We start from the raw sequence: 23,851 nt of genomic DNA, 5'->3' as shown, positions 1-23,851 counted from the left end.
AAATATGGCAAAAAAGAAAAAACATGCAAAACGTGGACGACCACGGATTAAGGGATGTCTGAGAGAACCAAATGGTCGTATTTTACGTGCGAAAATGCCTCGTGAACCAGTTAATAAATTAATAATTGAAATGCGTGCTAAGCACTTTGGCTTGACTGTGGAAGAAGCAAAAAATCCCCTTTCTAGCACATATATTGGGCGACTTTGTTTGCTCGGATATGGACAAGACCCATCAGGCATTAGCCAAGATCAGTATGATGCTGCACAGAAATATCTTGAAGTTAGAAACGATTATTTATGCGCAAAAGGTTTGCCGAGTGCTATTTATGATGAAGTGCCTACAACTTCTGATGGTGAGGCAAGGGAAAAATGGGTTAAATTTGCGGAAAAACAGTTTTTAAATATACAAGAAATCGTAAAAGAGACACAGGTCCTCTATAGACAGCATAATCTTTATGCTGCACTACAGTATCTTGTTAATTCATTGCGTATTGTTCTTAATGCTCTCCATAAATATTTTGATGAAGACGGTAAAAAGTGAATTTTTCGCTGCTATTTTTCGTAAAAGCATGACAGGCCATTGAATAATAGGAGAGTAAGTGTTATATTTTTATATAACATTTTAAGGAGAACATCTTATGCACACAACAAGATTACGTAAAGTTGGAGGGTCGGTTATGCTCTCTATACCACCTGCATTGCTCGATGTCCTTAATTTTTCTGAAAATACCGAAGTTGGATTAGCTATTGATAATGGACTTTTGGTGGTAAAGCCACAAGCATTTCCCAGTTACACTCTTGATGAATTATTAGCTCAATGTGATCCTTTGGCTGATTTTTCTTATGAGGACAAAGAGTGGCTTGATGTTCAGCCTGTTGGTCGAGAGCTCTTGTGATGAAGCGGGGTGAAATCTGGTTAGTGTCACTTGATCCGGCTTTAGGCTGTGAGCAAAAAGGGATGCGTCCAGTGCTGATTGTATCACCAGAGGCATTTAATCGTGTAACGGAAACACCCATTGTTTTACCCATTACAAGTGGAGGAAGTTTTGCCAGAACAGCAGGTTTTGCTGTCTCATTGATGGGATCGGGATTGTGCACAACAGGTGTGGTACGCTGTGACCAACCACGTGCCCTTGATATAAGAGCGCGTAAAGGAAAGAAAATGGAAACGGTTTCTCCCACGATTATCAATGAAGTGCTTGCCAAATTATCAACATTTCTTACATAAATTTTTCTCTATTTTTGGTTTTTTAAACACTAAATTTAGGAATAAAAAACAAATGAACACAAGATCTATATTTTTGTGTTGACATAGTATAAAAAATCGTATTTAATAACATCGCTGCATTGGTTTTATTGCGTCCAAAATTCAAAAAGTATCCCCAAAAATTGATAAAATATTAAGCCTTTAATGTGGCTGTATAGCTTGGTTTTCTTAGGAAAACTGGCTGTTTCTTTTTTCAAATAATAAAATCCAATAATTGACCTGTCGTGTCATTAATTCTGTCATTAAATAATCCTACAAAAGGAGTGACTATGAAAATAGTAATCACTAAACCAATGTGCGTTTTAGGTGATAACAAAGACGTCGTTCGTTTTGAGTCTTCAACTTCAGATAATCCATTCGTTGAGGTTTCTCATCAAGTTTATGCTCGTCTTAAACGGGCTAATGCTGCAAAGCTTTATCAGGAGGAGGAATGTGTTGCTGCTAGTACAGGACAACAGCTTGATGAGCAAAAAGAGGATACAAAGGTAAGCAAGCAAGAATCCGCAGAAACAATCGTTTCCGAAAAATTTAAAACGGTTAAAGCCTCTAAGCCATCAACGGATTCTAAAAAGAAAGCTTAGCATTTGAAGTTCACAATTCATCAAAAATGGTATCTTCAGCAGGTTGAGGATAGTTTCACCAGTCTTCAAGCACCACGTCTTAATTGGGCACTTCGTAATGCTGTAAACACTGCAGCAAAGCAGGTTGAGCGTTTTATAGAAAGAAAAGTTTCTGAAGTTTCATCAGCAAAATCAAAACGCGTGAAGCAAGGTGTTTACGTTAAAACAAAGGCAACGGCAAAATTTCCTGAAGCAGATATTATTGGTTCAGGCACATCATTACCGCTTAAGTTTTTTAAGGCAAAAGAAACAAAGCGCGGTGTGATTTACACAATGTTTGGAGCAAGAAAGATTTTACCTCATGGCTTTATAAAAGGTGGAAAATTTCCCAAGCGTGTTAATTTAAGGAGAGGAGGGGGAAATGTGTTCCAAAGAGCTGGAGGAGATCAATTCCCCATTGTAAAACAGGAAGGGGTCTCCATTGCAGAAGTCATGTCTAAGCCAGAGATTGCACATTTTATTGTACAACATGCCAATGAAAGATTAACCAAAAATATACAGATACAACTTGCTCGTCAGGAATATGCTGCCAAGAATAAGGCTAAAGCACACTCTTAAGTGATATTTATATGCTGTATGCTGTGATCGTAATTTTAAAGACAAGATTATCGATGATGTTTCGCTTTTTTCAGAAAAAAATCAATAAAATCAATGCAAAAGGTACTTCTCAGCGGAGTGGGTCTGTTGCGGGGCAGGACAGCGCGACCTATCGCTAGCGACAGAATTTTAAAAATGACTGTGCATTGTACACATAAGTCATTGAAAACAACTGATTTTAATGCACAGGCTGTACAATAATTCCTATAAGTTATTCAGAACGGGTAAATATTCAATGAATAAGAAAGGTCGGCAAGGGATATCTGTTCGTTCGTTTGCCAAGAAAATGGGTGTGTCTGCGAATGCGGTTGTTTCTCGCTTTAAAACTGGCAAATTTGATGAGGCGATTTTTGCGGATGGTTCAGTTAATGAAGCTGTTGCAAGAGCCATATGGGGCAAGAATCCCACAAAGCGATCTCAATCATTTTTAGCATCTGCTGGTCAGCCTTGTGCAAAAATTAAAAAAGACTCTGCAGATGGAGCGAGTGAATACGAAATCAAGCTGAAGAGAATGCAAGTTGCGCTTGAAAGCGAACAGATTGCGTTGGAGCGGCTGCGTGAAACAACAGTTGATCGAGAGGAAATGAAAAAGGCAGCACGTGAATTCGGAAAAGCGCATCGTGATGCGATGCTGAATTTTCCTCATCGTTTCGGAGCCAGCATCGCTGCTCAAGTAGGATGTGATGCAGCTAGCCTTGTCGGTGCCATTGATTATTACATGAGAAAAGCTTTGCTTGAGGCAATTCATATCCCGGTTCCTTTTCATGATCCTAGCGCTCCTGAATAATGAAGAGTGAAGCATGGATGATCGCGCGGTCAGAGAGTTTTTTTCACATGCCAATGAAGCTCGAAAACCCGATCCACCTTACACGGTTTCAGAATGGGCGGATAAAAATAGATATCTGAGCACGGTAGCAAGTGCTGAGCCTGGGCTTTGGAGAACGAAGCGTACCCCCTATTTGCGCGAAATCATGGATAATCTTTCTTCTTACGTGCCGATTGAAACAACCATTGTAATGAAAGGTGCGCAGGTTGGCATGTCGGAAGCGGGACTGAATTTTTGCGGCTATGCTATTCATTATAGTCCGGGGCCTGCACTTTACGTGATGCCGACTGTTGAGACAGCGAAGAAACTATCGAAGACTCGTCTTGATCCGATGATTACAGCAAGTCCTGCTTTAAGTGAACGCATCGCTCCCGCCCGCGCGCGCGATAGTGGAAATACGATGTTTTCGAAAGAGTTTGCCGGCGGTGCGTTTATGCTTACGGGAGCCAACAGTGCTGCTGGGCTTCGCTCGATGCCTATTCGTTATTTGATTTTGGATGAGGTCGATGCTTATCCTTTGAGCGTGGATAATGAAGGTGATCCAGTCGTGATTGCTGAAAAGCGCACATCGACTTTTGTCCAAAGAAAGATTTTTAAATTGTCCACACCAACACACCGTGATACAAGCCGTATAGCCAAGGATTTTGTGCTTGGTGATCAGAGATATTACAATGTGCCTTGTGATGAGTGCGGTGTGTTACAGCCGATTGTTTGGTCGCAAATTAAGTGGCCAAAAGGGTCTCCAGAAAAGGCTGTTTTTGTTTGTGCCCATTGTGGCCATGAACATGCCGAGCATCGAAAAGCAGATTTGATGTCTGAAGAGAGAGGCGCGTGCTGGGTTCCTACGAGTGAGTCAAGCCGACCGAATTTGCGTTCTTATCACATTTCAGCACTTTACTCTCCATGGTTGACGTGGGGAGAGTGTGCACGAGAATTTTTAAATGCGAAAGAGGATCCTGCGCTTTTGCAGCCTTTTATCAATACTGTTCTTGGAGAACCTTGGGAAGATAAAACGGGTGAAGTTATTGATCCTGAGAGCCTCTATGCACGGCGTGAAGATTACCCCATTGCACCGTCGCAAGCTGTGTTGTTAACAGCGGGTATCGATGTGCAAAATGATCGGTTAGAATTGGAAGTTGTCGGTTGGGGACGGGGTGAAGAAAGCTGGAATATTGATTATCAAGTCATCCTCGGTGATCCGTCCTCCTTTGAGGTTTGGGATCAGTTAGATGGATATCTTGCCAAACGCTGGCCACATCAAGGTTACAAAAATGGCATAAGGATCACGGCTGCTTGTATTGATACAGGAGGCAGTCACACACAGGCTGTTTATAATTATGTGCGTCCTCGTGAGGGAAGGCGCATATGGGGGGTGAAAGGTCAGGCGGGATGGCGTGCGGTCTGGCCACGTCGTCCTAGCAAAAATAATAAGGGGCAGATTAATCTTTATATGATAGGGGTTGATGCTGCCAAAGATATTATTACGGCACGTTTTAGAAAATCGGGTTCTGAAGCGTCAGGTGCTGGTGCAACGCACTTTCATATAAATCTTGATCAAGAATATTTCGAGCAATTGACTGCTGAAAGAAAAGTCATCCAATATTTCAAAGGCTTTAAGCGAATAGAATGGCAAAAAAGTGAAAAAGCCAGAAACGAGGCTTTGGATTGCCGCGTCTATGCTTACGCGGCTTTACAAGGTCTGATTTCAGCGGGTCTGAACCTTAGTGAAGAAGTCGATATCTTAGAAAAGCGCTTGGCAAGTCTTCAAACTGTTGAGGCATTTTCAGAGAGTGCGACGTCTTTTTCAGGACAGCTTCAGCCAACACAGCCTCAAAGGAAACAACTAAGGAGATCAGTCAATCCTTACATGCAAAGAGAGTGGGATATTTTATGAGTGAGAATTTAAATCCATTGAAGAGCAAAGGCGAAAAAATTGCAGAATTAAAAAGAAAGCGAGAGCAACTTGAGGAGACTCTTTATTCAGGGGCACAGTTTGTGCGTCACGGTGACAAACAAGTTGGAAACCGCTCTGTTGAAGAGTTACGCAAAGCACTTGCAATTCTGGATAAGCAAATAGCAGAGTTTGAAGGGCGTGGCAGCTCTCGTGCTTTCTATATTGATGCGAGGCGAGGTTATTAATGGCTGGATTATTAAGTAAAATAACGGATTTTTTTAGTCTTTCTGGCAATCATAATCCGCCTTTTGAAGCTGCAAGTCGCAGTCGTCGAATGAGAGGGTTAAATCCTGAAAAAAAACATATCAATAAAGCAATTGAAGAAGCAGGTGATACCGTTATTGCCCGGTCAAGATGGCTCTATGATAATGAAGCCCTTTATGGTTCTGCAACAGAAGAATGGGTTTCGGCAGCGGTTAGTGATGGAATTAAGCCTTATCCGAAAATTGCAGGTTTTCAGAAAGAAAAGAAGCAGCTTCTTGATCTTTGGTGGCAATGGGTTGATGAGGCTGATTATGATGAAGATGCAAACTTTTATGGTCTTCAAGCAACGATTGCTCGGGAAGTTTTTTTAACGGGCGAATGTTTTGTGAGGTTGCACTACGTTGACCTTTATGGGCGTTCCGGTGTGCCTCTTCAGTTGCAAATTTATCCCGCAGAAATGCTTGATTTAGCCTATAATGGGGTTGCGGAAATTGAAGGCAACTATATTCGCATGGGGATTGAGTTTAATGCTAGTGGGAAGCGTGTTGCGTACCATTTTTGGAGGCATCATCCTTATGATAGCAATCCACAAAATGGAGTATTTGGAAATTAAGAGCGTGTAAGAATTCCTGCTGAAATGGTGATCCACGTTAAAGAAAGGCGTATTGCTGGTCAATTGCGTGGTTCTCCAAAAGTCACGCGCAGTTTAGTCAAGATTTTTCAGCTTGAGGCTTATGATGATGCCGAGATTGATAGAAAAAGAACGGCTGCTCTTTTCGCGGGGTTTATTACGTGCTCTAATTCTAATGCTAGTAACGCGTATGCGGCTGATAATCATGAAGAAAGTGAGGAAGGAAAGCAAACAGCCCCTTCTATTATCATTGAGTCAGGTGTAATCCAAGAAATGGCAGAGGGCACAGACATCAAATTTTCCAACCCCGTAGAGGTTGGAGGATCTTATGAGCCTTTCCAATTTCACAATACTTTAAAAATTTGTGCAGCTCTCAACATGCCCTATGCTGTTGTGACAGGTGATGTAACGCGGGGAAACTTTTCCAATGTGCGTACATCGATCATTCAATTTAGACGCCACGTCAAACAATGGCGCGAGCATATTATTGCCTTTCAATTTAATCGCATTGTTTGGGAACGTTTTGTTGAAATGGCGGTGCTTGGTGGATGTGTTGATCTGCCAGGCTGGGAAGACAATTATTTGCCATGGATACAATGTGAAAGCTTTGCACCACCACTCGAAATGATTGATCCACTCAAGGATATTTCGGCAGAAAAAGAAGAAATTCGAGCAGGGTTAAAAACACGACGTATGGCGCTTGCTGAACGTGGTTTTGATATTGACAGCATTCATTCTGAGCTTGAGGAAGAGCGCAAAGATGCTTTAGCACGTGGGTTATCCTTTGACACTGATATAGTCGATCCTTCTGCTGCTCATAGAGTAGTTGATGCCGAAGATTCTAACGGTGACTACGAGAGTAATCAAGGCAGCGATGGACATACACATGGCGAGTAACCTTGATTTGCCGTTTTTGGCATCACGGCTTTTCGGCGTTCCGCATATGCTTGCTCCTACAAAGCTTGATATTATTCTCAATGCTCTTGCTCCCCGTCTTTTTGAAGGAGAGAAGTTTGCGATTGGAGCTTTTTCGGGAAGTAATGCAGCGGCTTTCAGACCCCCTGAAGCTTATGTTGTACAAAACAATGTCGCTATTATCCCCGTTCATGGCACGCTTGTGCGCCGTGGGGCGTGGCTTGGTGCTCTATCAGGACTGACTTCCTATGAAGGTTTGGCGGCTTCTTTTCGTGAAGCTATTGATCAGCCTGATGTTCACGCTGTTTTGTTGGATATTGACAGTGGCGGTGGTGAAGCGGGCGGTGTATTCGATTTGGTTGAAGAGTTCCGCACGCTTTCACAGGCATATAACAAACCCATTTGGGCTCATGCCAATGAGTTTGCGTGCTCTGCGGCTTACGCTCTTGCCTGTGCTGCGTCGCAAATTTGGGTTGCACGTACGGGTGTTGTTGGTTCGATTGGTGTTGTTTGTGCGCATCTTGATCAATCCCGTGCAGATGAAAAAAATAGTCATAAATGGACTTTTGTCTTTGAAGGAGACCACAAAGTTCATGGCAACTCTCATGAACCCTTGAGCGATAGGGCACTTGAAAAAATGCAAGCAGACTGTGCGCTGCTTTACGACATGTTTGTCGATTTAGTTGCACAAAGCAGACCAATGAGTGCTGCTGCAATTCGAGAGACTAAGGCAGAAACTTTCATAGGAACTCAAGCTGTAGAGCTTGGCTTAGCAGATGCGCAGGGCACATTTGCGCAGACTTTGGAAGCCTTGATGGATTCCATAAAATTACCCTCAACACCAACAGAAGAAGGAACGAAGACATGGCACGCACAAAATATCGCGCCGAAGAAGACACTATCAAAGAAGATAACGAAGAAGAGACCATCGATCTCACAGAGGAAGACGACATCGACATTAACGTCGAAGATTTTGATGAAGAGGACGAAGAAGACGAGGATGCAGATGAGGAAGATACGCGTAAAAACATTCAAGCCGTGCGTGAACAAGAAAGAAAACGCGCACGCGCCTTAATGAATCTTGAAAAACAAGCAGGGCGCTTAGGCGTTTCTTTTGATGCAGTAAAAGCTATTAAAAACGGTATGAGCTTAGATAAAGCACGTCATATCATTTTGACAGATGCTTCTAACAAAAGCGCTTCTTTGAAAGTGTCAGCTTATGCCCCGAATGATGGTGGGAATAGCAAGGCAAAAATGAATGCAAAATGGGAAACAGCTTGGAAAGCAGTGGGTGGAAGGAAATAAAATGAGTAATATTTTTTGTGAAGGTGTGCGTGATAGCGCTTATCTCGGGCGTTATGATTCCGATTTATCACAGGAAGAGGTCATCTTTGCATCAGGTGCGGAAATTACGGCAGGAACTGTCATGGGTATGGTAACTGCAACGGGCAAATATGTACCACTTCGTCCCTCAGCTTCAGATGGTAGTGGAGTGCCAGCAGGCATTGCTTATGCCAATGTTGATGCGACAAAAACAGATCGGCGTGCAGTGATTACGGCGCGTTTATGTACTGTGAAAGCTTCTGAGTTGATATGGCCGAATGCAATTACAGACGAGCAAAAGCGAGCGGCTATTCACTCTTTGGAAGAAAAAAATAAAATTATATTGCGATAGGAGAATGCGTACATGGATATGAATTTCTTTAAACACGACGCTTTCTCAGCGACAACAATGATGAAAGCGATTGAAAACTACGAGTTTAAGCCCAGTCTCATTAGCTCTCTTAATCTTTTTGAGGACGTTGAAACAAGCACAACCGTGGTTGGGATTGAGAGACGCGACAATACGTTGTCGTTGATCCAAACAAGTGAACGTGGTGCACCTTTGGCAGAAGCTGACAGAAGTGGCCGCAATCTGCGGTTTTTTCGGACAACCCGTATTGCCAAAAGTGACACGGTGAAAGCAGAAGAAATCCAAAATCGTCGAGAATTTGGAACAGAGGATCAACTTGAGAGTGCGATGAAATATATCGCTAAAAAACAAAAAAAGCTTATTTCTGAAATTGAATTGACATGGGAAAATATGCAGCTTGGGGCTATTCAAGGTGTTGTTCTCGATGCTGATGGATCAGTGATTGTTGATTGGTATAAGGAATGGGAGATTACACCACCAAAGCCACTTGATTTTAAATTGAACAAAGATGAGACAAATGTTGCTGACCACGTTGATCAAGTCATTATGAAAATGATTGAGGCTTCAAAGGGTGCGTTTACGGATCGTTCACGAATTGTTGGTCTTTGCGGAAATGAATTCTTTTCCAAATTAAAAAACCACAAAACTATTCGTGAAACCTATTTAAATACAGCCTTGGCACAGACATTGAATAGTGCAGGGGGTGTTGCAACACCAAATGCTATTGGATCAGGCAGCTTTGGAAGTTTTGATTTTGCTGGGGTAACTTTTATTAATTATCGAAGCATTCACAATTACAACGTTAGCGCTAAAGCTGGGACAAAACGTGCAATAGGGATTAAGCCTGATGAATGTCAGTTCTTTCCCGTTGATGCACCTGGTGTGTTCCAGAAAACCTTTGCTCCAGGGGAAAGTCTAGACTTTGTTAATACGGTTGGGAAGCCTCTTTACACTATGTTGATAGTTGATCACGATCGTAACGCATGGGTCAAGCCTGAAGTGTACAGCTATCCTCTTTATATTTGCACACGTCCTGAAATGCTCTTTAAGGCCGTTATAGGGGAAAAATAAGATGTTATGGCATGGGCTGCTCAAGCAAATGGTGAAAGATGTACGCAATACCTTTGGGCAGCCCATCATTTATACACGAAAGGAAACAGGGCGATCTTTCCGTATTACAGCGATTTATGGCATCAAGCATTCAGAATCGGAAGCTGGCGGTAGAACATTCACGACAATCCCAAGAAAAGAACTTGATGTTTATATCAATGACATTGGCGGATTGCCGCCAAAGCTTGAGGATAGTGTCATTGTTATGTCTTCTGAAAACACTGGAAATACCCTTCAAGAGCATTTCATTGTGGCAGATGTGAAAGCTTCAGAATCCGGAATGTATAAGCTGATTTTGCGGGAGGGAAAATAATAATATATCTCTATCTTAAAAATCTTACTTTATTTGTTGACAATATAGAAAAAGTATGTCTATTCTCGAATCAGGTGCTTCAAAAACGCCTTAAAACAACAAGCGGATGGGTTGCCGAAACAATCTTTTCTCGCACATTAAAAGCTTTGACTCATTATACACTGCACGTGTACAATGGCTTTGTCGGGTGTGGTTACGCTATACAATACCCTTTTCAGGGAAAAGTGTAACGACGGGCTTGTTGCCGTGTTTTTGAGCACCCGGCACTCTCTTTAGAGTGTCAATCAAAAACAATTTACAACAAGGAGTTCATCATGAACGATCTCATAGAAATCACAGAACAAACGGTTGGACAGGAAACTGTCCAAACAGTGAATGCGCGTGAATTGCATGCGTTTTTGGAAGTTACATCAAAATTTGCAGACTGGATTAAAAATCGCATCAAAGAATATGGTTTTCGAAAAAATCGGGATTTTATGGCGTTTTCTAAAATTTTAGAAAACGGTGGAAGAGCGATAGAATACCATCTTTCACTCGACATGGCGAAAGAGCTTTCCATGGTTGAGCGTAATGAAAAAGGCAAGCAAGCACGGCAGTACTTTATTGAATGCGAACGGCGCGCAAAGCAAGTATCATCAGTACCAATAGACTACTCCAGTCCTGAAGTAATGCTTGGTGTTTTAAACCATTTAAAAGATGAAAATGAGCGTAAAGATACGATCATCGCTGAACTCAAACCAAAAGCAGAAGCGCTTGAAGGTTTAACACGCTCTGATGGGAATGTGTGGCATCAAGCTTTATTATTTTTTATTCACAACGTGATTGTCTCATGCGCGTTGGGAGATCTTTTGAGTCCATTGCCCGTAGATGGGTAGTGCGGACAGACTCCTCTAAACGAGAAAGAATTTCGCCCGTAAGGCTACGGTGGTTTGCTTCAGCAAACTCTTCCAATTGATTTTTTAGTTCAACTGGAATGAGAAATTTAAATTGCACACGATCTTTTTTTGTCATGCACCTAAAATATACCTAAAATGCACTTGACACAAGGTACTTTTTTGGTACTAAATATGTGCATAGGAGGTAAAATGAAAACGATCCAATATAAAATAAATATGCCACATACATTAAAGGAGTGGTTGTTTGATAGGGCGACAGAGAATGATCGCTCTCTTTCATCTGAAATAATTAACATTCTCAAAAAAGAAAAAGCGCTAGAGCATAAGTCCGCAAAAACCTGCTCTAACGCTTCACATTTAATCAACCTGAAAGAGGTTAATCACCATAGACAATAGCACATACTTATCTATCAATAAAGACAAATTAATCAAATTAAGAGAAATCGAAAACGAGCCCCGTGTTCGCGATGTGGATTTAGCAGAAAAATTAGAGTTTGTTCGTACACGTGACGTTAGAAAATTAATCGCAAGAAATATGAAAGAAATAGAAAGGTTTGGGACGTGCGCCACCGTGGCGCACGTAATAAAAGGCAATAACGTAACAGAATATTGGCTTAACGAAGAGCAAGCATTATTGATTGCGACATTATCGAATACAGAAAAATCTTCTCAATCGAATACAGAAAAATCTTCTCAAGTCCGTTATATGCTTATTAAGCTATTTGTTGCATGGCGTAGAGGCGAGATAAAGCAATCTCATATCCAATCGATCGACTACTCCAGTCCTGAAGTAATGCTCGGTGTTTTAACGCATTTAAAAGATGAAAATGAGCGTAAAGATACAATCATCGCTGCACTCAAACCAAAAGCAGAAGCACTTGAAGGTTTAACCCGCTCTGATGGTCTGTTTGGTCTTACAGAAGCAGCCAAGGTACTGGAGGTACGACCAAAAGATCTAACGAATTATTTGCGTGGGAATGATTGGGTTTATCGTCGTGCTCCGGGATCTCCGTTACTGCCTTATCAGGATAAGATCAAGAAAGGCCTCATGGATTGCCCTACGATCACGATTCAAAAATCTGATGGAACAGAAAAGATCCTGCCTTCAACCAAGATTACCGCAAAAGGCTTGGCGTATTTAAGAGAACAAATCCACGGAGATATACAATGAATACTGATATCGACTCTTTATGTGATCTGTGGTTGGTGTTATTTAAGCTTTGCAATCGTGGTAGTGTTGAAGATGAGGAGTGTACTGCTATAGTCAATACCATGAACGTAGTAGAAAAAGCTCTGGTTTCAAAGATCAAGAAAGATGCGCATATTGTTAAGCTTTTAGTGGTTCTCACAGACTTTGGAGATTCAGAGTTTCCTCGAGGTATGGATTCTTTTTTGAAAGCATATAACCAAAATTTAGAAAGTCTGATTAAGAAAGTGGCTTAACCTTATCACGAAGCTTATATCTTCCCGTCATTAAGGCGGGAGGATAATTAAAGCACACATTTAAACTTATCTATTTTAGAAAATTCTTCTGCTTTTTCTGATTGCAAAACATTGACGTCGTAAGCAGCTTGCATATTAAGCCAGAATTCAGCTGTTGTATCAAAAAAATAGGCTAATCTTAGTGCTGTATCAGGGGTTATTGGACTATTTTCTGCAACAATACGTTCTATCCGAGTCCGTGGAATATTTAATGCTTTTGCAAGAGCATAAGCAGAAAGGGAATATTCTTTTAAATATTCCTCTCGTAAAATTTCTCCGGGATGAATAGCTATATAATTTTTCATCTCGATCCCCTATAGATCAATGATAATCTACGATTTCAACTTCATAAGCGCCATTAGAACGCCATTCAAAACAAATACGAAACTGATCATTAATACGGATAGAATATTGTCCTTGTCGACTACCTTTCGATGCTTCGAGATGATTGCCAGGAGGGCTACGTAAATCTCTGAGATCAACCGCTTTATCAAGCATAAATAATTTCCTTTGGGCTATCCGCAATAGATTCGTGGGAAAGCCTTTTGGTGGATTGCCTTTCAAAAGATCTTTACACCGCTTATCAGCAAAGGATTCAATCACCAAAACACCTTTATTCGTTCTTTTGGTATCGTAATATGATACCAACTTCAAAAAAAGGATAAATGTTGAATAACAGGAGCGTTTATGCAGCCGAGAGAGACGATAAGAGAGATATTTGTTGCGTTGATAAAGGCAGCGAAGACGGCAGCTGGTGAGCGTGTTTTCAATATGCGGGATTTTAATTTTTCCATTGAGATCATGCCTGCCATTAACGTGTCTACGCAAAATGAAACACTGGAAGATGGGCATGCTCATGGATTGCGGCGGCGTATTTTAACAGTTGATGTTGAATGTTATGCAACAGAGAAAGGTGGTGCGCGCTGTGTTGATCACTTAGCATGGGAAGTTGAAGAAATTTTCCACGCCAATCCCACTTTAAACAATAGGGTTGAGAGTTGTGGGCTAAAGAATATTGCGATGGCCTTTGGTGATAATGGTGTTTTTGCGCTTCATGGAGCCATTTTAACTTTCGAAGTCATTTATATTGATGATTTACGTCAATCGATAATTGATATTTTATCAACACGGATTGTTATGCGTTCGATGAGGCGTGGTTATGGTTTATGTGTTTCTGATTATCTTATTAAAATAATGTTGAGAGCTGTGGTATGTGGGTAAGGGCAGATCTAGTAATAAAGAGATCCGTGTAGTATCCATAAACTTTATGGTAAGATGCTGTAGGATATCACTCATATTTAAGTATTCTTGGGATGTATTTTTTGAATTAATAAAAAATTATTTTTTGTACCCTTGCCCTTTTGCTTATGCGCTTTATCTGAAATATCAAATTGTCCTGTAATAGGAGTTGCTCTTGTTAGGATAATAAAGAGCGATGTTTTTGAATGAGGGTTATATAGTATTTTTGAAGTGGTCTGTTTTTTTAGTTTAGATTCCTTTGGTTAAAAGGATTGGGGCCTTTTCTAGATTCAATGTTTTACAGAGATTTTAGGATGATACCGTAGTGAGCATCGGTATCCGTAAGGGATGAGTTTTATCTTTATTTATTGGTTTTTTTTGTGCGCAAACAATGAAGTTTTGCTGCGGGTGTTTTTGCGCGTTTTGATGATGTTGAGCTCTGTTGGAGGAGGTTCTTATGAAAAAATTATATTCAACACAAAATTTAACTAAAGCTATGTATTTTGGAACAGCGATGGCGATTATTTTGTCAAATGTTTCTCCTATTTTTGCTGCAAATCTTGCTATAACAGGAGGAAATACTCAAAGTACAAATGGTACCGATGTGGTTTATCTTTATGGAAGTCATGGAAGTATTGTTTTTGCCGGTGATGATAATTATTGTGGTGTGGATAAAGTTGTGGATCGTGGCGGTTCATCGAATACAGCTAGCCCAATAACTGCAGAGGAGCAATATAATAGATTTATTGAAAACAAAGAGTTTAGTGGACGTAATCCTTATGGAACGATGATGCAGAAGGCTACTTGGCAAAGTGATGGTGTAACGACTAATAATGGTGGTTATATGGGAAGTCTGACTAGTGGTTCAAGTGATGTTTTGCCAGAAGCTTATGGTATTTATTCTTTTGTAACCGGTTGTGGAGCTTATGCATCGGGTAATTATTCTACCGCGTTTGGCGCAGGTGCTACGACAAAGGCTGGGGGGGCACAAGCTTTTGGAGTTTCTGCCCTTGCAAGTGGTAAGGCAGGTATTGCTATGGGTGTTGGATCGGAAGCATCAGGAGATTCTACAGTTGCTATCGGAGGGCTTGCGGTTGCTAGGGGTGAAAGCAGTATTGCTTTAGGTACTAAAGCAACAGCAACTGTGGATTATGCAATTGCTGTAGGTTTGCAGGCTTCAGCCAAAGCTAAGGGGGCTATTGCAATAGGTAGTGCTGCTCCTTTAGACGACGAAGATAATGGACAACGAGGTGGACAAGCAACAGCAAAGGATGAATATGCAATTGCTATAGGTGCTCATAGTTATGCTGAAACATTTAATTCAATTGCGATTGGTGCAGGTGCTCAGGTATCAGCTAAAGATGGTGTTGCTGTGGGAGGGGGATCTCGCTCTACCACTGAACATGGCGTTTTGGGTTATGATCCTATAAGGAATGATACAAAACAAATAGCTGGTGATGCTGATATTGTGTGGAAGAGTACTGCGGGTGCTTTTAGTATTGGTGATGCTGATCTTGATATAACGCGACAGCTTACAGGAGTAGCAGCGGGAAGTAAGGATACTGATGCAGTAAATGTTGCACAATTGAAAGCTATGAGAAAATTGATACTTGTTGAGCAGAAAGATGAGACGGCTCCTATTACAATCGGAAGTGCAACAGATGGAACTGAAATTAATATCAAAAATTCTTCAAGTGAGGCTCGTACAATTTCTGGCGTGAAAGCTGCTAAAAACAATGATGAAGCTGTTAATAAAGAACAACTTGATGAAGAAATTGCAAATATTACTGAGATTATTACAGATATCCAAGGTGTTAATGCTTTTGCGGTTTTATACGACAAAAAGGCGGGTGGTGTTGTTGATTATGAAAGTGTAACTTTAGGTCTTAATAATCATGTACAACCAGTTGCTCTCCATAATGTAAAAGATGGTATGATTGAGGCACGATCAAATGATGCAATCAACGGTGGTCAGATGCATGCAATATTCCAAGATGTTGCGCAATATTTTGGTGGAGGTGCAGAATTTAGGCAGGGTAAGTTTTTTAATCCGCAATATAATGTAACCAGCATTTCTACGGATGGTACGATGGTTCCGAAGATTATTAATAATGTTTCTGATTCTTTGGTAACACTTGATTTGAGTGTTAAGAGTGTTTACAGTTATGCCAAATATGTAAACGATAATTTGACTGATAAAATTGATCATCTTTCTAACAATGCTTTATTGTGGAACGAGGACAGTGGTGCGTTTGTCGCGCTTCATGGAACAAGAGAAGAGAGGAAAAAAAGTAAGATTACATACCTTTCGGATGGAGAAATTTCTTTTGGTTCAATGGATGCTATTACAGGAAATCAGCTTTATCTTATGGGTGATCAGATTGCTCAGTATTTTGGTGGTGGTGCCAAATATGAAAATGGACAATGGACAAATCCTAATTTTAAGGTTGTTCAAGTTGATGTTGGTGGTGCTGTTGGTGGGAAGATAAATTATTCTAACGTAGCTGAAGCATTTGAGGGTGTTAACAACAGTATATTGCACGTAAATAATCGTATTGCTGAGATTAAAAACAAAGTTAATAATGAAGACGTTTTACTTTGGAATCAGAGCAAAGGAGCCTACGATGCTAATCGTAACGGTAGAGCGAAGAAGATTATCAATGTAGCTGATGGTAAAGTGCAACGAGATTCTACGGATGCAGTCAATGGTGGACAACTTTGGAAAACGAATGAGCGTGTTACAAATGTTGAACAGCGGGTTAATCACATTGACAAAAAAGTTGATGTTTTTTCAAACGCGATCCATGATATTGGTACGACGGTTACTAATATTAGTAATAGAGTTGATAATATTGAAAATAAATACAATGGTATTGTTGATGGGGTGGTTGTCTACGACAAAAGTGAGGATGGCGAAAAAACTAATAAAGTCACTTTAAAAGGTGGTGATGAAGGTGAGCCTGTATTAATTGACAATGTTGCTGACGGTAAGATTGCTTCAGATTCGAAAGAAGCGGTAAATGGTGGTCAATTACATGATTATACTGAACAGCAGATGCAAATAATTCTTGATAATTCAAAGAATTATACGGATCGGCGTGTAAATAATATTGTTGTTGATGCTATAGATGATGCTGTTGATCAGTCTAAAAGATATACAGACATGAGGTTTAATTCTTTAAATTATGGTGTAGAAAATATACGAAAAGAAGCTAAACAAGCAGCAGCGATTGGTCTTGCCGCATCTAATTTGCGTTATAACGACACACCTGGAAAATTGAGTATTGCATTTGGTAGCGGTTTATGGCGTAGTCAATCTGCATTTGCTCTTGGTGCTGGTTATACATCTGAAAGTGGAAACATTCGTTCTAACTTATCTGTTACAACGTCAGGGGGACATTGGGGTGCAGGAGTAGGATTTAATTTAACGCTGAATTAATTAATTAAAAACGCTATTTTTTAATAAAACTTCCGCCTTTGTTTAAAAAAATAAAGGTGGAAGTTTTTTATGTAAAACAATAGGTAATTTACCTCAATACACAAGAATAACCATCATTGTAACATCGTTATTTGCAACACTTTTTATGAGGTTATTTCAACATCTGTATATTTTTCAAAACTAGAACACTATTATTTTTCTTGCTATTTCACTAAATATTTTGTACGTAGAAAATAACTGTGGTTGCGAAGTATCTTTAAAAGAAAATCATTGTTTGCAAGAACACAACTTCTTTTATTCTGCATTGCACAAAGAAGCTCAATAAGCTAGTCTTAACACGGATAAGGACCGTGGGATCTTAAATAATTATACTAAAAACTATGAAATAATCACCTTATACACTACGAAAGTGATCAAATCTTACCTTGTTTGTCAAGCTGTGTAACTTATTTCCGAAACAAAACACCCTAACCATGATTTGCCTTACCATGCCATTCTTAAGATACTACCATAGCGTGAATTTAACGCAGAATATGTCTTTGTAAAAAATAATTCCTTATCATCAATTTTAAAAAATCACCGCACAAAACCATACTGTAAAAAATCAAAGCACAATTCACTATAATAAACATAACTTAGAGTTAAAATGTGTTTTTTTAATGTTTAAAATGTATTTTAATTGGGGAAATTCATTATGAAAAAATTATATTACACTTTCAAAGGAAGCAGTTTAAAGGGTTGTTATTTTTTTTCTAGGTCAAATTTTGCTAAAGCTATTTCATTTGGGACGGTGATGGCTACACTCTTATCGAGTGTTTCTCCTATTTTTGCTGCAAATGTTGCTCTAACAGGGGGGGAGGATCAGAGTATGGGTTTGGGTACCTCAAAATATAAAAATGGGAGTCATGGAAGTATTGTCTTTGCTGGCGATAGTGAATATTGCGGTGTAGATTATGTTGCAGGTCGTGGAGCTGAAATTGTTAAGGGTACTCTTTCCGAAGACGACATAGGTGTGAATCCATCACCCGAGGCAATAACTGCGCAAGAGCAATATCAGAGATTTCTTGAAAACAAGAGTTTTGGTAACTCTAATCCTTATGGTACTATGGATAAGCAGGCATCTAAGACTGGTGATGGTACTACACAGCCCGATGGCGGTTATATGTCGCCGCTGACAGGTGGTTTTAGCAATGTTATGCCTAGAGCCTTTGGTATCTATTCTTTTGTAACTGGTTGTGGTGCTTATGCATCAGGTAATTATTCAACAGCATTTGGTGCGGGGGCAACTACAACAGCTGGGGGGGCGCAAGCTTTTGGTGTTTCTGCGCTTGCAAGTGGTAAGGTAAGTATTGCCATCGGTGTAGGGTCTAAAGCAAGTAAGGATTCTGCAGTTGCTTTAGGTGGGCTTGCAACCGCATCTGAGGAAAATGCTACTGCTCTTGGTGTTTATTCCGAAGCACTGAAGAAAGACAGTGTCGCAATAGGATCTCACTCTGTTGCTGATGTTGATGCTGGTGTGTCTGGATATGATCCTGTAACTGGTACTGAGAAAAAAGATGGTGATTATGTGTGGAAAAGTACATTGGCTGCAGTTAGTGTAGGTGGTGTTTCAAAGGAATATAGTCGGCAGATTACGGGGGTGGCAGCTGGTAGTAAAGATACTGATGCAGTCAATGTTGCGCAGTTAAAATCATTAAAAAGCTATATGGACGCAAAAAACCTTGTTGAAATGGATGATTCTGGTGTTATCGTCATTGGTAATACGAAAGAAACCGATGAAATCAGAATCTCTAGTGAATCAGGAGAAGCGCGGAGACTTTCTGGTGTAGCAGATGCGCAAAGTGATAGTGATGCAGTTAATAAGCAGCAATTAGATGCTCGTATAAAGAGTCTTGATGAGAGTACAAGTCATCGTATTGATAGTCGTATTAATAGCGGTATTGATGAACTTAAAAAAATAAATGCTTCTGTAGTTTTTTACGATAAACTCTCAGAAGATGGAGCTGTTGACTATAGCAGTGTTACGTTGGGTAAAGGAGATTCTGGACCGGTTGCTCTGCATAATGTCAAAGCTGGTGATATCAGTGAAAATTCTACAGATGCGATTAATGGATCACAGCTTTTTGCGACCAATAAGAATGTTAAGGCTGTTACAGATGATGTGAGTAGTCTTTCTGGCAATATATCCAAATTTTTTGGTGGTGGTGCAGATTTGCTTACAGGAGTTTTACCAACTTATGAAATCAATGGTGAAAAATATAATGATCTTGGTTCAGCCTTTTCAGGGATTGATAAATCTCTGACCGATGTAGAAAAGAAGCTTACGGGAAGCATCAATCAGAATAGCGTATTGTGGAGTGATGCTGATAAAGCTTTTATTGCACGCCATGGAGATGAAAAAAGCAATAGTAAGATTACATATCTTGCGTCCGGTACTATCAGTAAAACTTCTACCGATGCGATTAATGGATCGCAGATTTATGATTTAACTGAACAATTTGTGCACTATTTGGATGGTCGTGCGGGATATGGTGCAGATGGTCAATGGACAGCTCCAAACTTCACGATTAAAATTGTTAATGCTGATGGCAAGACCGAAGATAAGACTTATAAGACGGTTTCTGAAGCTTTTACGGGGATGAATAGCTCTATTTCCAGTCTTTACCAAGAAATTACAGGCGGGATTGATATTCTTGTTAAGCAGGTACAAGATATAGAAAATTCAGTTAAGCATGAGGTTGTTAATTATGATAAAGATGAGCATGGAAATAAGATTAATAGCATCGCTTTAGTTGGTGGAAATGAAAGTGAGCCTGTGTTAATTGACAATGTTTCTGACGGTCAGATTGCTTCAGGTTCGAAAGAAGCAGTAAATGGTGGTCAGTTATATGATTACACCAAACAACAGATGGATTCTGTTCTTCAAGATGCCCAAAAGTACACGGATACGCAGGTTAAGAATAGTGTTAGTGAGGTTAAATCATATACAGATATGAAGTTTAACGCTTTAAATTATGGTTTAGAAAGTATACGAAAAGAAGCTAAACAAGCAGCGGCAATTGGTTTGGCCGCATCCAATTTGCATTATAATGACACGCCTGGAAAATTAAGTATTGCATTTGGTAGCGGTTTATGGCGCAGTCAATTTGCATTTGCTCTTGGTGTTGGTTATACATCTGAAGATGGGAATATCCGTTCCAACTTATCTGTCACAGGTTCAGAAGGACATTGGGGTGCAGGAGCGGGATTTAATTTAACACTGAATTAATTAATTGAAAGCGCTATTTTTTAATAAAACTTCCGCCTTCGTTTAACAAAATAAAGGTGGAAGTTTTTTACATAAAACAACCAACAATTTACTCCCAATGAAATAACCACCACTACTTTATACAACACTTTTTATAAAGTTGTTACAATGCCTATTATATTTTTCTTGCTATTTTTCTGAATACCTTATAGGTAGAAAATAGCCATAGTTATAAAATATCTTGAAAAGAAAACAAAATCTTAAAAAACAAGCAAATGATTTCTTCAACCATAAGAGAACATTAAATAACCTAACCTTAACATGGAGGAGAGCCACGAAATTTTAAGATTATACTAAATAACCGCCCTCTATATTACAAACACAACCGAACTTTGCCTTTATTTACAAACTTCTGTGACTCATTTTCAAAATAAAACACCTTAAAAAGTAACCTTATCATGCCACTTGTAAAACAACTCCATGATTTCAGCTTAATGAAGAATATGTCTTTTTTATGTCCTTGTGAAAACTAATTCTTAATCATCGATTTAAAAATTCACCGCGTAAAATCATACAATGAAGCAATGCAAAATTATAATTAAGAAAAAAATTAAAGCACAATCAGCCATGACAAAGGCAGCTTAGAGTTAAAATATGTCTTTTTCGTGTTTAAAATGTATTTTAATTGGGGAAATTCATTATGAAAAAATTATATTACACTTTAAAAGGAAGCAGTTTAAAGGGTTGTTATTTTTTTTCTAAGTCAAATTTTGCTAAAGCTATTTCATTTGGGACGGTGATGGGCACGCTCTTATCGAGTGTTTCTCCTATTTTTGCTGCAAATGTTGCTATAATTGGTGAAAGGTGGGTTTTCACTGATGGAAAGTGGATTATGAATATCAGTGAAAGCGGAAATGATTCAGGATATGAGTATGGGAGTCATGGAAGTATTGTCTTTAATGGTCATGCGTATTATTGTGGTGTAGATTATGTTGTTGGTCGTGGATCGGGAAGTACTGAGAATGATTTGGACCGCCGCAAAACTGGTGGAGGTCCGATAATACACCCGGCAATAACTGCGCAAGAGCAATATCAGAGATTTCTTGAAAACATGAAGGTTGAGGGATTTCTTGAAAACAGGGAAGTTCTTCGCAATCATCCTTATGGTACTATGGATAAGAGTGATAGTCAGTCTAGTAATGGTGGTACTGTATTTGGCGCTGGTCATATTGGGTATGCAACAGGTGGTTTTAGCAATGTTCAGCCTAGAGCCTTTGGTATCTATTCTTTTGTAACTGGTTGTGGTGCTTATGCATCAGGTAATTATTCAACAGCATTTAATGCGGGGGCAACTACAAAAGCTGGGGGGCGCAAGCTTTTGGTGTTTCTGCGCTTGCAAGTGGTAGGGTAAGTATTGCCATCGGTGTAGGGTCTGAGGCAAGTAAGGATTCTGCAGTTGCTTTAGGTGGGCTTGCAACCGCATCTGAGGAAAATGCTACTGCTCTTGGTTTTTATTCCGAAGCACTGAAGAAAGACAGTGTCGCAATAGGATCTCACTCTGTTGCTGATGTTGATGCTGGTGTGTCTGGATATGATCCTGTAACTGGTACTGAGAAAAAAGATGATGATCATGTGTGGAAAAGTACATTGGCTGCAGTTAGTGTAGGTGATGTTTCAAAGGAATATAGTCGGCAGATTACGGGGGTGGCAGCTGGTAGTAAAGATACTGATGCAGTCAATGTTGCGCAGTTAAAATCATTAAAAAGCTATATGGACGCAAAAAACCTTGTTGAAATGGATGATTCTGGTGTTATCGTCATTGGTAATACGAAAGAAACCGATGAAATCAGAATCTCTAGTGAATCAGGAGAAGCGCGGAGACTTTCTGGTGTAGCAGATGCGCAAAGTGATAGTGATGCAGTTAATAAGCAGCAATTAGATGCTCGTATAAAGAGTCTTGATGAGAGTACGAGTCATCGTATTAATAGCGGTATTGATGAACTTAAAAAAATAAATGCTTCTGCAGTTTTTTACGATAAACTCTCAGAAGATGGAGCTGTTGACTATAGCAGTGTTACGTTGGGTAAAGGAGATTCTGTACTGGTTGCTCTGCATAATGTCAAAGCTGGTGATATCAGTGAAAATTCTACAGATGCGATTAATGGATCACAGCTTTTTGCGACCAATGAGAATGTTAAGGCTGTTACAGATGATGTGAGTAGTCTTTCTGGCAATATATCCAAATTTTTTGGTGGTGGTGCAGATTTGCTTACAGGAGTTTTACCAACTTATGAAATCAATGGTGAAAAATATAATGATCTTGGTTCAGCCTTTTCAGGGATTGATAAATCTCTGACCGATGTAGAAAAGAAGCTTACGGGAAGCATCAATCAGAATAGCGTATTGTGGAGTGATGCTGATAAAGCTTTTATTGCACGCCATGGAGATGAAAAAAGCAATAGTAAGATTACATATCTTGCGTCCGGTACTATCAGTAAAACTTCTACCGATGCGATTAATGGATCGCAGATTTATGATTTAACTGAACAATTTGTGCACTATTTGGATGGTCGTGCGGGATATGGTGCAGATGGCCAATGGACAGCTCCAAACTTCACGATTAAAATTGTTAATGCCGATGGCAAGACCGAAGATAAGACTTATAAGACGGTTTCTGAAGCTTTTACGGGGATGAATAGCTCTATTTCCAGTCTTTACCAAGAAATTACAGGCGGGATTGATATTCTTGTTAAGCAGGTACAAGATATAGAAAATTCAGTTAAGCATGAGGTTGTTAATTATGATAAAGATGAGCATGGAAATAAGATTAATAGCATCGCTTTAGTTGGTGGAAATGAAAGTGAGCCTGTGTTAATTGACAATGTTTCTGACGGTCAGATTGCTTCAGGTTCGAAAGAAGCAGTAAATGGTGGTCAGTTATATGATTACACCAAACAACAGATGGATTCTGTTCTTCAAGATGCCCAAAAGTACACGGATACGCAGGTTAAGAATAGTGTTAATGAGGTTAAATCATATGCAGATATGAAGTTTAACGCTTTAAATTATGGTTTAGAAAGTATACGAAAAGAAGCTAAACAAGCAGCGGCAATTGGTTTGGCCGCATCCAATTTGCATTATAATGACACGCCTGGAAAATTAAGTATTGCATTTGGTAGCGGTTTATGGCGCAGTCAATTTGCATTTGCTCTTGGTGTTGGTTATACATCTAAAGATGGAAATATCCGTTCTAACTTATCTGTCACAGGTTCAGAAGGACATTGGGGTGCAGGAGTGAGATTTAATTTAACGCTGCATTAATTAATTAAAAGCGCTATTTTTTAATAAAACTTCCGCCTTCGTTTAACAAAATAAAGGTGGAAGTTTTTTACATAAAACAACCAACAATTTACTCCCA

The 23,851-nt window shown here is 39.7% G+C and carries 24 protein-coding genes and 3 pseudogenes; 24 read left to right on the top strand and 3 right to left on the bottom strand.

The genetic code is table 11. From position 1 onward, the window contains the following. Positions 1-4: 4 nt before the first annotated feature. The 15 genes and pseudogenes from V3565_RS02245 to V3565_RS02175 form a co-directional block, all read left to right on the top strand. On the top strand, positions 5-541 hold the full coding sequence (locus V3565_RS02245; RefSeq protein ID WP_455478699.1) for a hypothetical protein: 537 nt from the start codon (positions 5-7) through the stop codon (positions 539-541). Between the two features lie 97 nt (positions 542-638). Then, the gene (locus V3565_RS02240; protein ID WP_455478698.1) at positions 639-896 is read left to right on the top strand and encodes an AbrB/MazE/SpoVT family DNA-binding domain-containing protein; all 258 of its coding nucleotides are present in this window, start codon (positions 639-641) and stop codon (positions 894-896) included. Next, positions 896-1,228 carry a type II toxin-antitoxin system PemK/MazF family toxin gene (locus tag V3565_RS02235; protein ID WP_455478697.1) on the top strand — a complete coding sequence of 111 codons (333 nt, stop codon included), beginning with the start codon at positions 896-898 and terminating at the stop codon, positions 1,226-1,228. The genes V3565_RS02240 and V3565_RS02235 overlap by 1 nt, the downstream gene beginning before the upstream one ends. 308 nt (positions 1,229-1,536) lie before the next feature. Next, positions 1,537-1,848, top strand: a complete 312-nt coding sequence (locus V3565_RS02230; protein ID WP_455478696.1) for a hypothetical protein — start codon at positions 1,537-1,539, stop codon at positions 1,846-1,848. 3 nt (positions 1,849-1,851) lie between these two features. After that, positions 1,852-2,445: a hypothetical protein gene (locus V3565_RS02225; RefSeq protein ID WP_455478695.1), complete on the top strand. Its 594-nt coding sequence runs from the start codon at positions 1,852-1,854 to the stop codon at positions 2,443-2,445. 274 nt (positions 2,446-2,719) lie between these two features. Next, a complete protein-coding gene (locus V3565_RS02220) occupies positions 2,720-3,271 on the top strand; it encodes a hypothetical protein (RefSeq protein WP_455478694.1) in 552 nt (183 codons plus the stop codon). A 13-nt stretch (positions 3,272-3,284) separates the two neighbouring features. Further along, the gene (locus tag V3565_RS02215; protein ID WP_455478693.1) at positions 3,285-5,204 is read left to right on the top strand and encodes a phage terminase large subunit family protein; all 1,920 of its coding nucleotides are present in this window, start codon (positions 3,285-3,287) and stop codon (positions 5,202-5,204) included. After that, positions 5,201-5,449: a phage head-tail joining protein gene (locus tag V3565_RS02210; protein ID WP_455478692.1), complete on the top strand. Its 249-nt coding sequence runs from the start codon at positions 5,201-5,203 to the stop codon at positions 5,447-5,449. Before V3565_RS02215 ends, V3565_RS02210 begins: the two co-directional genes overlap by 4 nt. Further along, positions 5,449-6,996: pseudogene (locus tag V3565_RS02205) on the top strand (phage portal protein). Before V3565_RS02210 ends, V3565_RS02205 begins: the two are co-directional and overlap by 1 nt. Continuing rightward, a complete protein-coding gene (locus tag V3565_RS02200) occupies positions 6,986-8,089 on the top strand; it encodes a S49 family peptidase (RefSeq protein ID WP_455478691.1) in 1,104 nt (367 codons plus the stop codon). Before V3565_RS02205 ends, V3565_RS02200 begins: the two are co-directional and overlap by 11 nt. Then, positions 8,053-8,319 (top strand): hypothetical protein, encoded by a 267-nt coding sequence (locus V3565_RS02195; protein ID WP_455478690.1) that lies wholly within the window; start codon positions 8,053-8,055, stop codon positions 8,317-8,319. The genes V3565_RS02200 and V3565_RS02195 overlap by 37 nt, the downstream gene beginning before the upstream one ends. A 1-nt stretch (position 8,320) precedes the next feature. Beyond that, complete coding sequence (locus V3565_RS02190) at positions 8,321-8,689, top strand: head decoration protein (protein WP_455478689.1); 369 nt, start codon at positions 8,321-8,323, stop codon at positions 8,687-8,689. Between the two features lie 12 nt (positions 8,690-8,701). After that, a complete protein-coding gene (locus tag V3565_RS02185; protein WP_455478688.1) occupies positions 8,702-9,778 on the top strand; it encodes a major capsid protein in 1,077 nt (358 codons plus the stop codon). 1 nt (position 9,779) lies between these two features. Further along, positions 9,780-10,130, top strand: a complete 351-nt coding sequence (locus V3565_RS02180) for a head-tail joining protein (protein ID WP_455478687.1) — start codon at positions 9,780-9,782, stop codon at positions 10,128-10,130. Between the two features lie 314 nt (positions 10,131-10,444). Further along, a pseudogene (locus V3565_RS02175) lies at positions 10,445-10,909 on the top strand (antA/AntB antirepressor family protein); the annotation flags it as partial. A gap of 28 nt (positions 10,910-10,937) precedes the next feature. On the opposite strand, the gene V3565_RS02170 reads toward V3565_RS02175, so the two are convergent. Next, positions 10,938-11,141, bottom strand: a complete 204-nt coding sequence (locus V3565_RS02170) for an Arc family DNA-binding protein (RefSeq protein ID WP_455466795.1) — start codon at positions 11,139-11,141, stop codon at positions 10,938-10,940. A 74-nt stretch (positions 11,142-11,215) separates the two neighbouring features. Between V3565_RS02170 and V3565_RS02165 the strand changes: the two genes are divergently transcribed. Genes V3565_RS02165 through V3565_RS02155 form a run of 3 tightly spaced genes read left to right on the top strand, consistent with a single transcriptional unit; the run spans position 11,216 to position 12,469 of the window. Next, positions 11,216-11,422: an Arc family DNA-binding protein gene (locus tag V3565_RS02165; RefSeq protein WP_455478686.1), complete on the top strand. Its 207-nt coding sequence runs from the start codon at positions 11,216-11,218 to the stop codon at positions 11,420-11,422. Then, positions 11,412-12,197: a phage antirepressor KilAC domain-containing protein gene (locus tag V3565_RS02160; protein ID WP_455478903.1), complete on the top strand. Its 786-nt coding sequence runs from the start codon at positions 11,412-11,414 to the stop codon at positions 12,195-12,197. Before V3565_RS02165 ends, V3565_RS02160 begins: the two co-directional genes overlap by 11 nt. Continuing rightward, entirely contained in the window at positions 12,194-12,469 is a 276-nt protein-coding gene (locus V3565_RS02155; RefSeq protein WP_455478685.1) for a hypothetical protein, read from the top strand. Before V3565_RS02160 ends, V3565_RS02155 begins: the two co-directional genes overlap by 4 nt. 47 nt (positions 12,470-12,516) lie before the next feature. Here V3565_RS02155 and V3565_RS02150 read toward each other — a convergent pair whose 3' ends face one another. Further along, the gene (locus V3565_RS02150) at positions 12,517-12,813 is read right to left on the bottom strand and encodes a HigA family addiction module antitoxin (RefSeq protein WP_455478684.1); all 297 of its coding nucleotides are present in this window, start codon (positions 12,811-12,813) and stop codon (positions 12,517-12,519) included. Positions 12,814-12,829: 16 nt separating this feature from the next. Further along, entirely contained in the window at positions 12,830-13,111 is a 282-nt protein-coding gene (locus V3565_RS02145; RefSeq protein ID WP_455478683.1) for a type II toxin-antitoxin system RelE/ParE family toxin, read from the bottom strand. An 84-nt stretch (positions 13,112-13,195) separates the two neighbouring features. On the opposite strand from V3565_RS02145, the gene V3565_RS02140 reads away from it, so the two are divergent. The 6 genes and pseudogenes from V3565_RS02140 (at position 13,196) to V3565_RS02115 (ending at position 23,754) form a co-directional block, all read left to right on the top strand. Further along, positions 13,196-13,729, top strand: a complete 534-nt coding sequence (locus tag V3565_RS02140; protein ID WP_455478682.1) for a hypothetical protein — start codon at positions 13,196-13,198, stop codon at positions 13,727-13,729. A 475-nt stretch (positions 13,730-14,204) separates the two neighbouring features. Continuing rightward, entirely contained in the window at positions 14,205-17,186 is a 2,982-nt protein-coding gene (locus V3565_RS02135) for a Vomp family autotransporter (RefSeq protein ID WP_455478681.1), read from the top strand. Positions 17,187-17,880: 694 nt separating this feature from the next. Then, complete coding sequence (locus V3565_RS02130; protein ID WP_455478680.1) at positions 17,881-20,454, top strand: YadA-like family protein; 2,574 nt, start codon at positions 17,881-17,883, stop codon at positions 20,452-20,454. Between the two features lie 679 nt (positions 20,455-21,133). Next, complete coding sequence (locus V3565_RS02125; RefSeq protein ID WP_455478679.1) at positions 21,134-21,844, top strand: hypothetical protein; 711 nt, start codon at positions 21,134-21,136, stop codon at positions 21,842-21,844. A 2-nt stretch (positions 21,845-21,846) separates the two neighbouring features. Then, positions 21,847-21,957: pseudogene (locus V3565_RS02120) on the top strand (hypothetical protein); the annotation flags it as partial. A gap of 57 nt (positions 21,958-22,014) precedes the next feature. Beyond that, complete coding sequence (locus V3565_RS02115; protein ID WP_455478678.1) at positions 22,015-23,754, top strand: YadA-like family protein; 1,740 nt, start codon at positions 22,015-22,017, stop codon at positions 23,752-23,754. The last annotated feature ends 97 nt before the right edge of the window (positions 23,755-23,851 follow it).

Source organism: Bartonella sp. B10 (genome assembly GCF_053794435.1).
The sequence above is the reverse complement of the archived record's forward strand: the minus strand, read 5'-3'. Positions and strand labels throughout refer to the sequence as shown.

Excerpts from the sequence above, each read along its gene's own strand:
- V3565_RS02245 (WP_455478699.1), top strand. The coding sequence starts at position 5 with ATGGCAAAAAAGAAAAAACATGCAAAACGTGGACGACCACGGATTAAG.
- V3565_RS02240 (WP_455478698.1), top strand. The coding sequence starts at position 639 with ATGCACACAACAAGATTACGTAAAGTTGGAGGGTCGGTTATGCTCTCT.
- V3565_RS02235 (WP_455478697.1), top strand. The coding sequence starts at position 896 with ATGAAGCGGGGTGAAATCTGGTTAGTGTCACTTGATCCGGCTTTAGGC.
- V3565_RS02230 (WP_455478696.1), top strand. The coding sequence starts at position 1,537 with ATGAAAATAGTAATCACTAAACCAATGTGCGTTTTAGGTGATAACAAA.
- V3565_RS02220 (WP_455478694.1), top strand. The coding sequence starts at position 2,720 with ATGAATAAGAAAGGTCGGCAAGGGATATCTGTTCGTTCGTTTGCCAAG.
- V3565_RS02215 (WP_455478693.1), top strand. The coding sequence starts at position 3,285 with ATGGATGATCGCGCGGTCAGAGAGTTTTTTTCACATGCCAATGAAGCT.
- V3565_RS02210 (WP_455478692.1), top strand. The coding sequence starts at position 5,201 with ATGAGTGAGAATTTAAATCCATTGAAGAGCAAAGGCGAAAAAATTGCA.
- V3565_RS02200 (WP_455478691.1), top strand. The coding sequence starts at position 6,986 with ATGGCGAGTAACCTTGATTTGCCGTTTTTGGCATCACGGCTTTTCGGC.
- V3565_RS02190 (WP_455478689.1), top strand. The coding sequence starts at position 8,321 with ATGAGTAATATTTTTTGTGAAGGTGTGCGTGATAGCGCTTATCTCGGG.
- V3565_RS02185 (WP_455478688.1), top strand. The coding sequence starts at position 8,702 with ATGGATATGAATTTCTTTAAACACGACGCTTTCTCAGCGACAACAATG.
- V3565_RS02180 (WP_455478687.1), top strand. The coding sequence starts at position 9,780 with ATGTTATGGCATGGGCTGCTCAAGCAAATGGTGAAAGATGTACGCAAT.
- V3565_RS02170 (WP_455466795.1), bottom strand. The coding sequence starts at position 11,141 with ATGACAAAAAAAGATCGTGTGCAATTTAAATTTCTCATTCCAGTTGAA.
- V3565_RS02165 (WP_455478686.1), top strand. The coding sequence starts at position 11,216 with ATGAAAACGATCCAATATAAAATAAATATGCCACATACATTAAAGGAG.
- V3565_RS02155 (WP_455478685.1), top strand. The coding sequence starts at position 12,194 with ATGAATACTGATATCGACTCTTTATGTGATCTGTGGTTGGTGTTATTT.
- V3565_RS02150 (WP_455478684.1), bottom strand. The coding sequence starts at position 12,813 with ATGAAAAATTATATAGCTATTCATCCCGGAGAAATTTTACGAGAGGAA.
- V3565_RS02140 (WP_455478682.1), top strand. The coding sequence starts at position 13,196 with ATGCAGCCGAGAGAGACGATAAGAGAGATATTTGTTGCGTTGATAAAG.
- V3565_RS02135 (WP_455478681.1), top strand. The coding sequence starts at position 14,205 with ATGAAAAAATTATATTCAACACAAAATTTAACTAAAGCTATGTATTTT.
- V3565_RS02130 (WP_455478680.1), top strand. The coding sequence starts at position 17,881 with ATGAAAAAATTATATTACACTTTCAAAGGAAGCAGTTTAAAGGGTTGT.
- V3565_RS02125 (WP_455478679.1), top strand. The coding sequence starts at position 21,134 with ATGAAAAAATTATATTACACTTTAAAAGGAAGCAGTTTAAAGGGTTGT.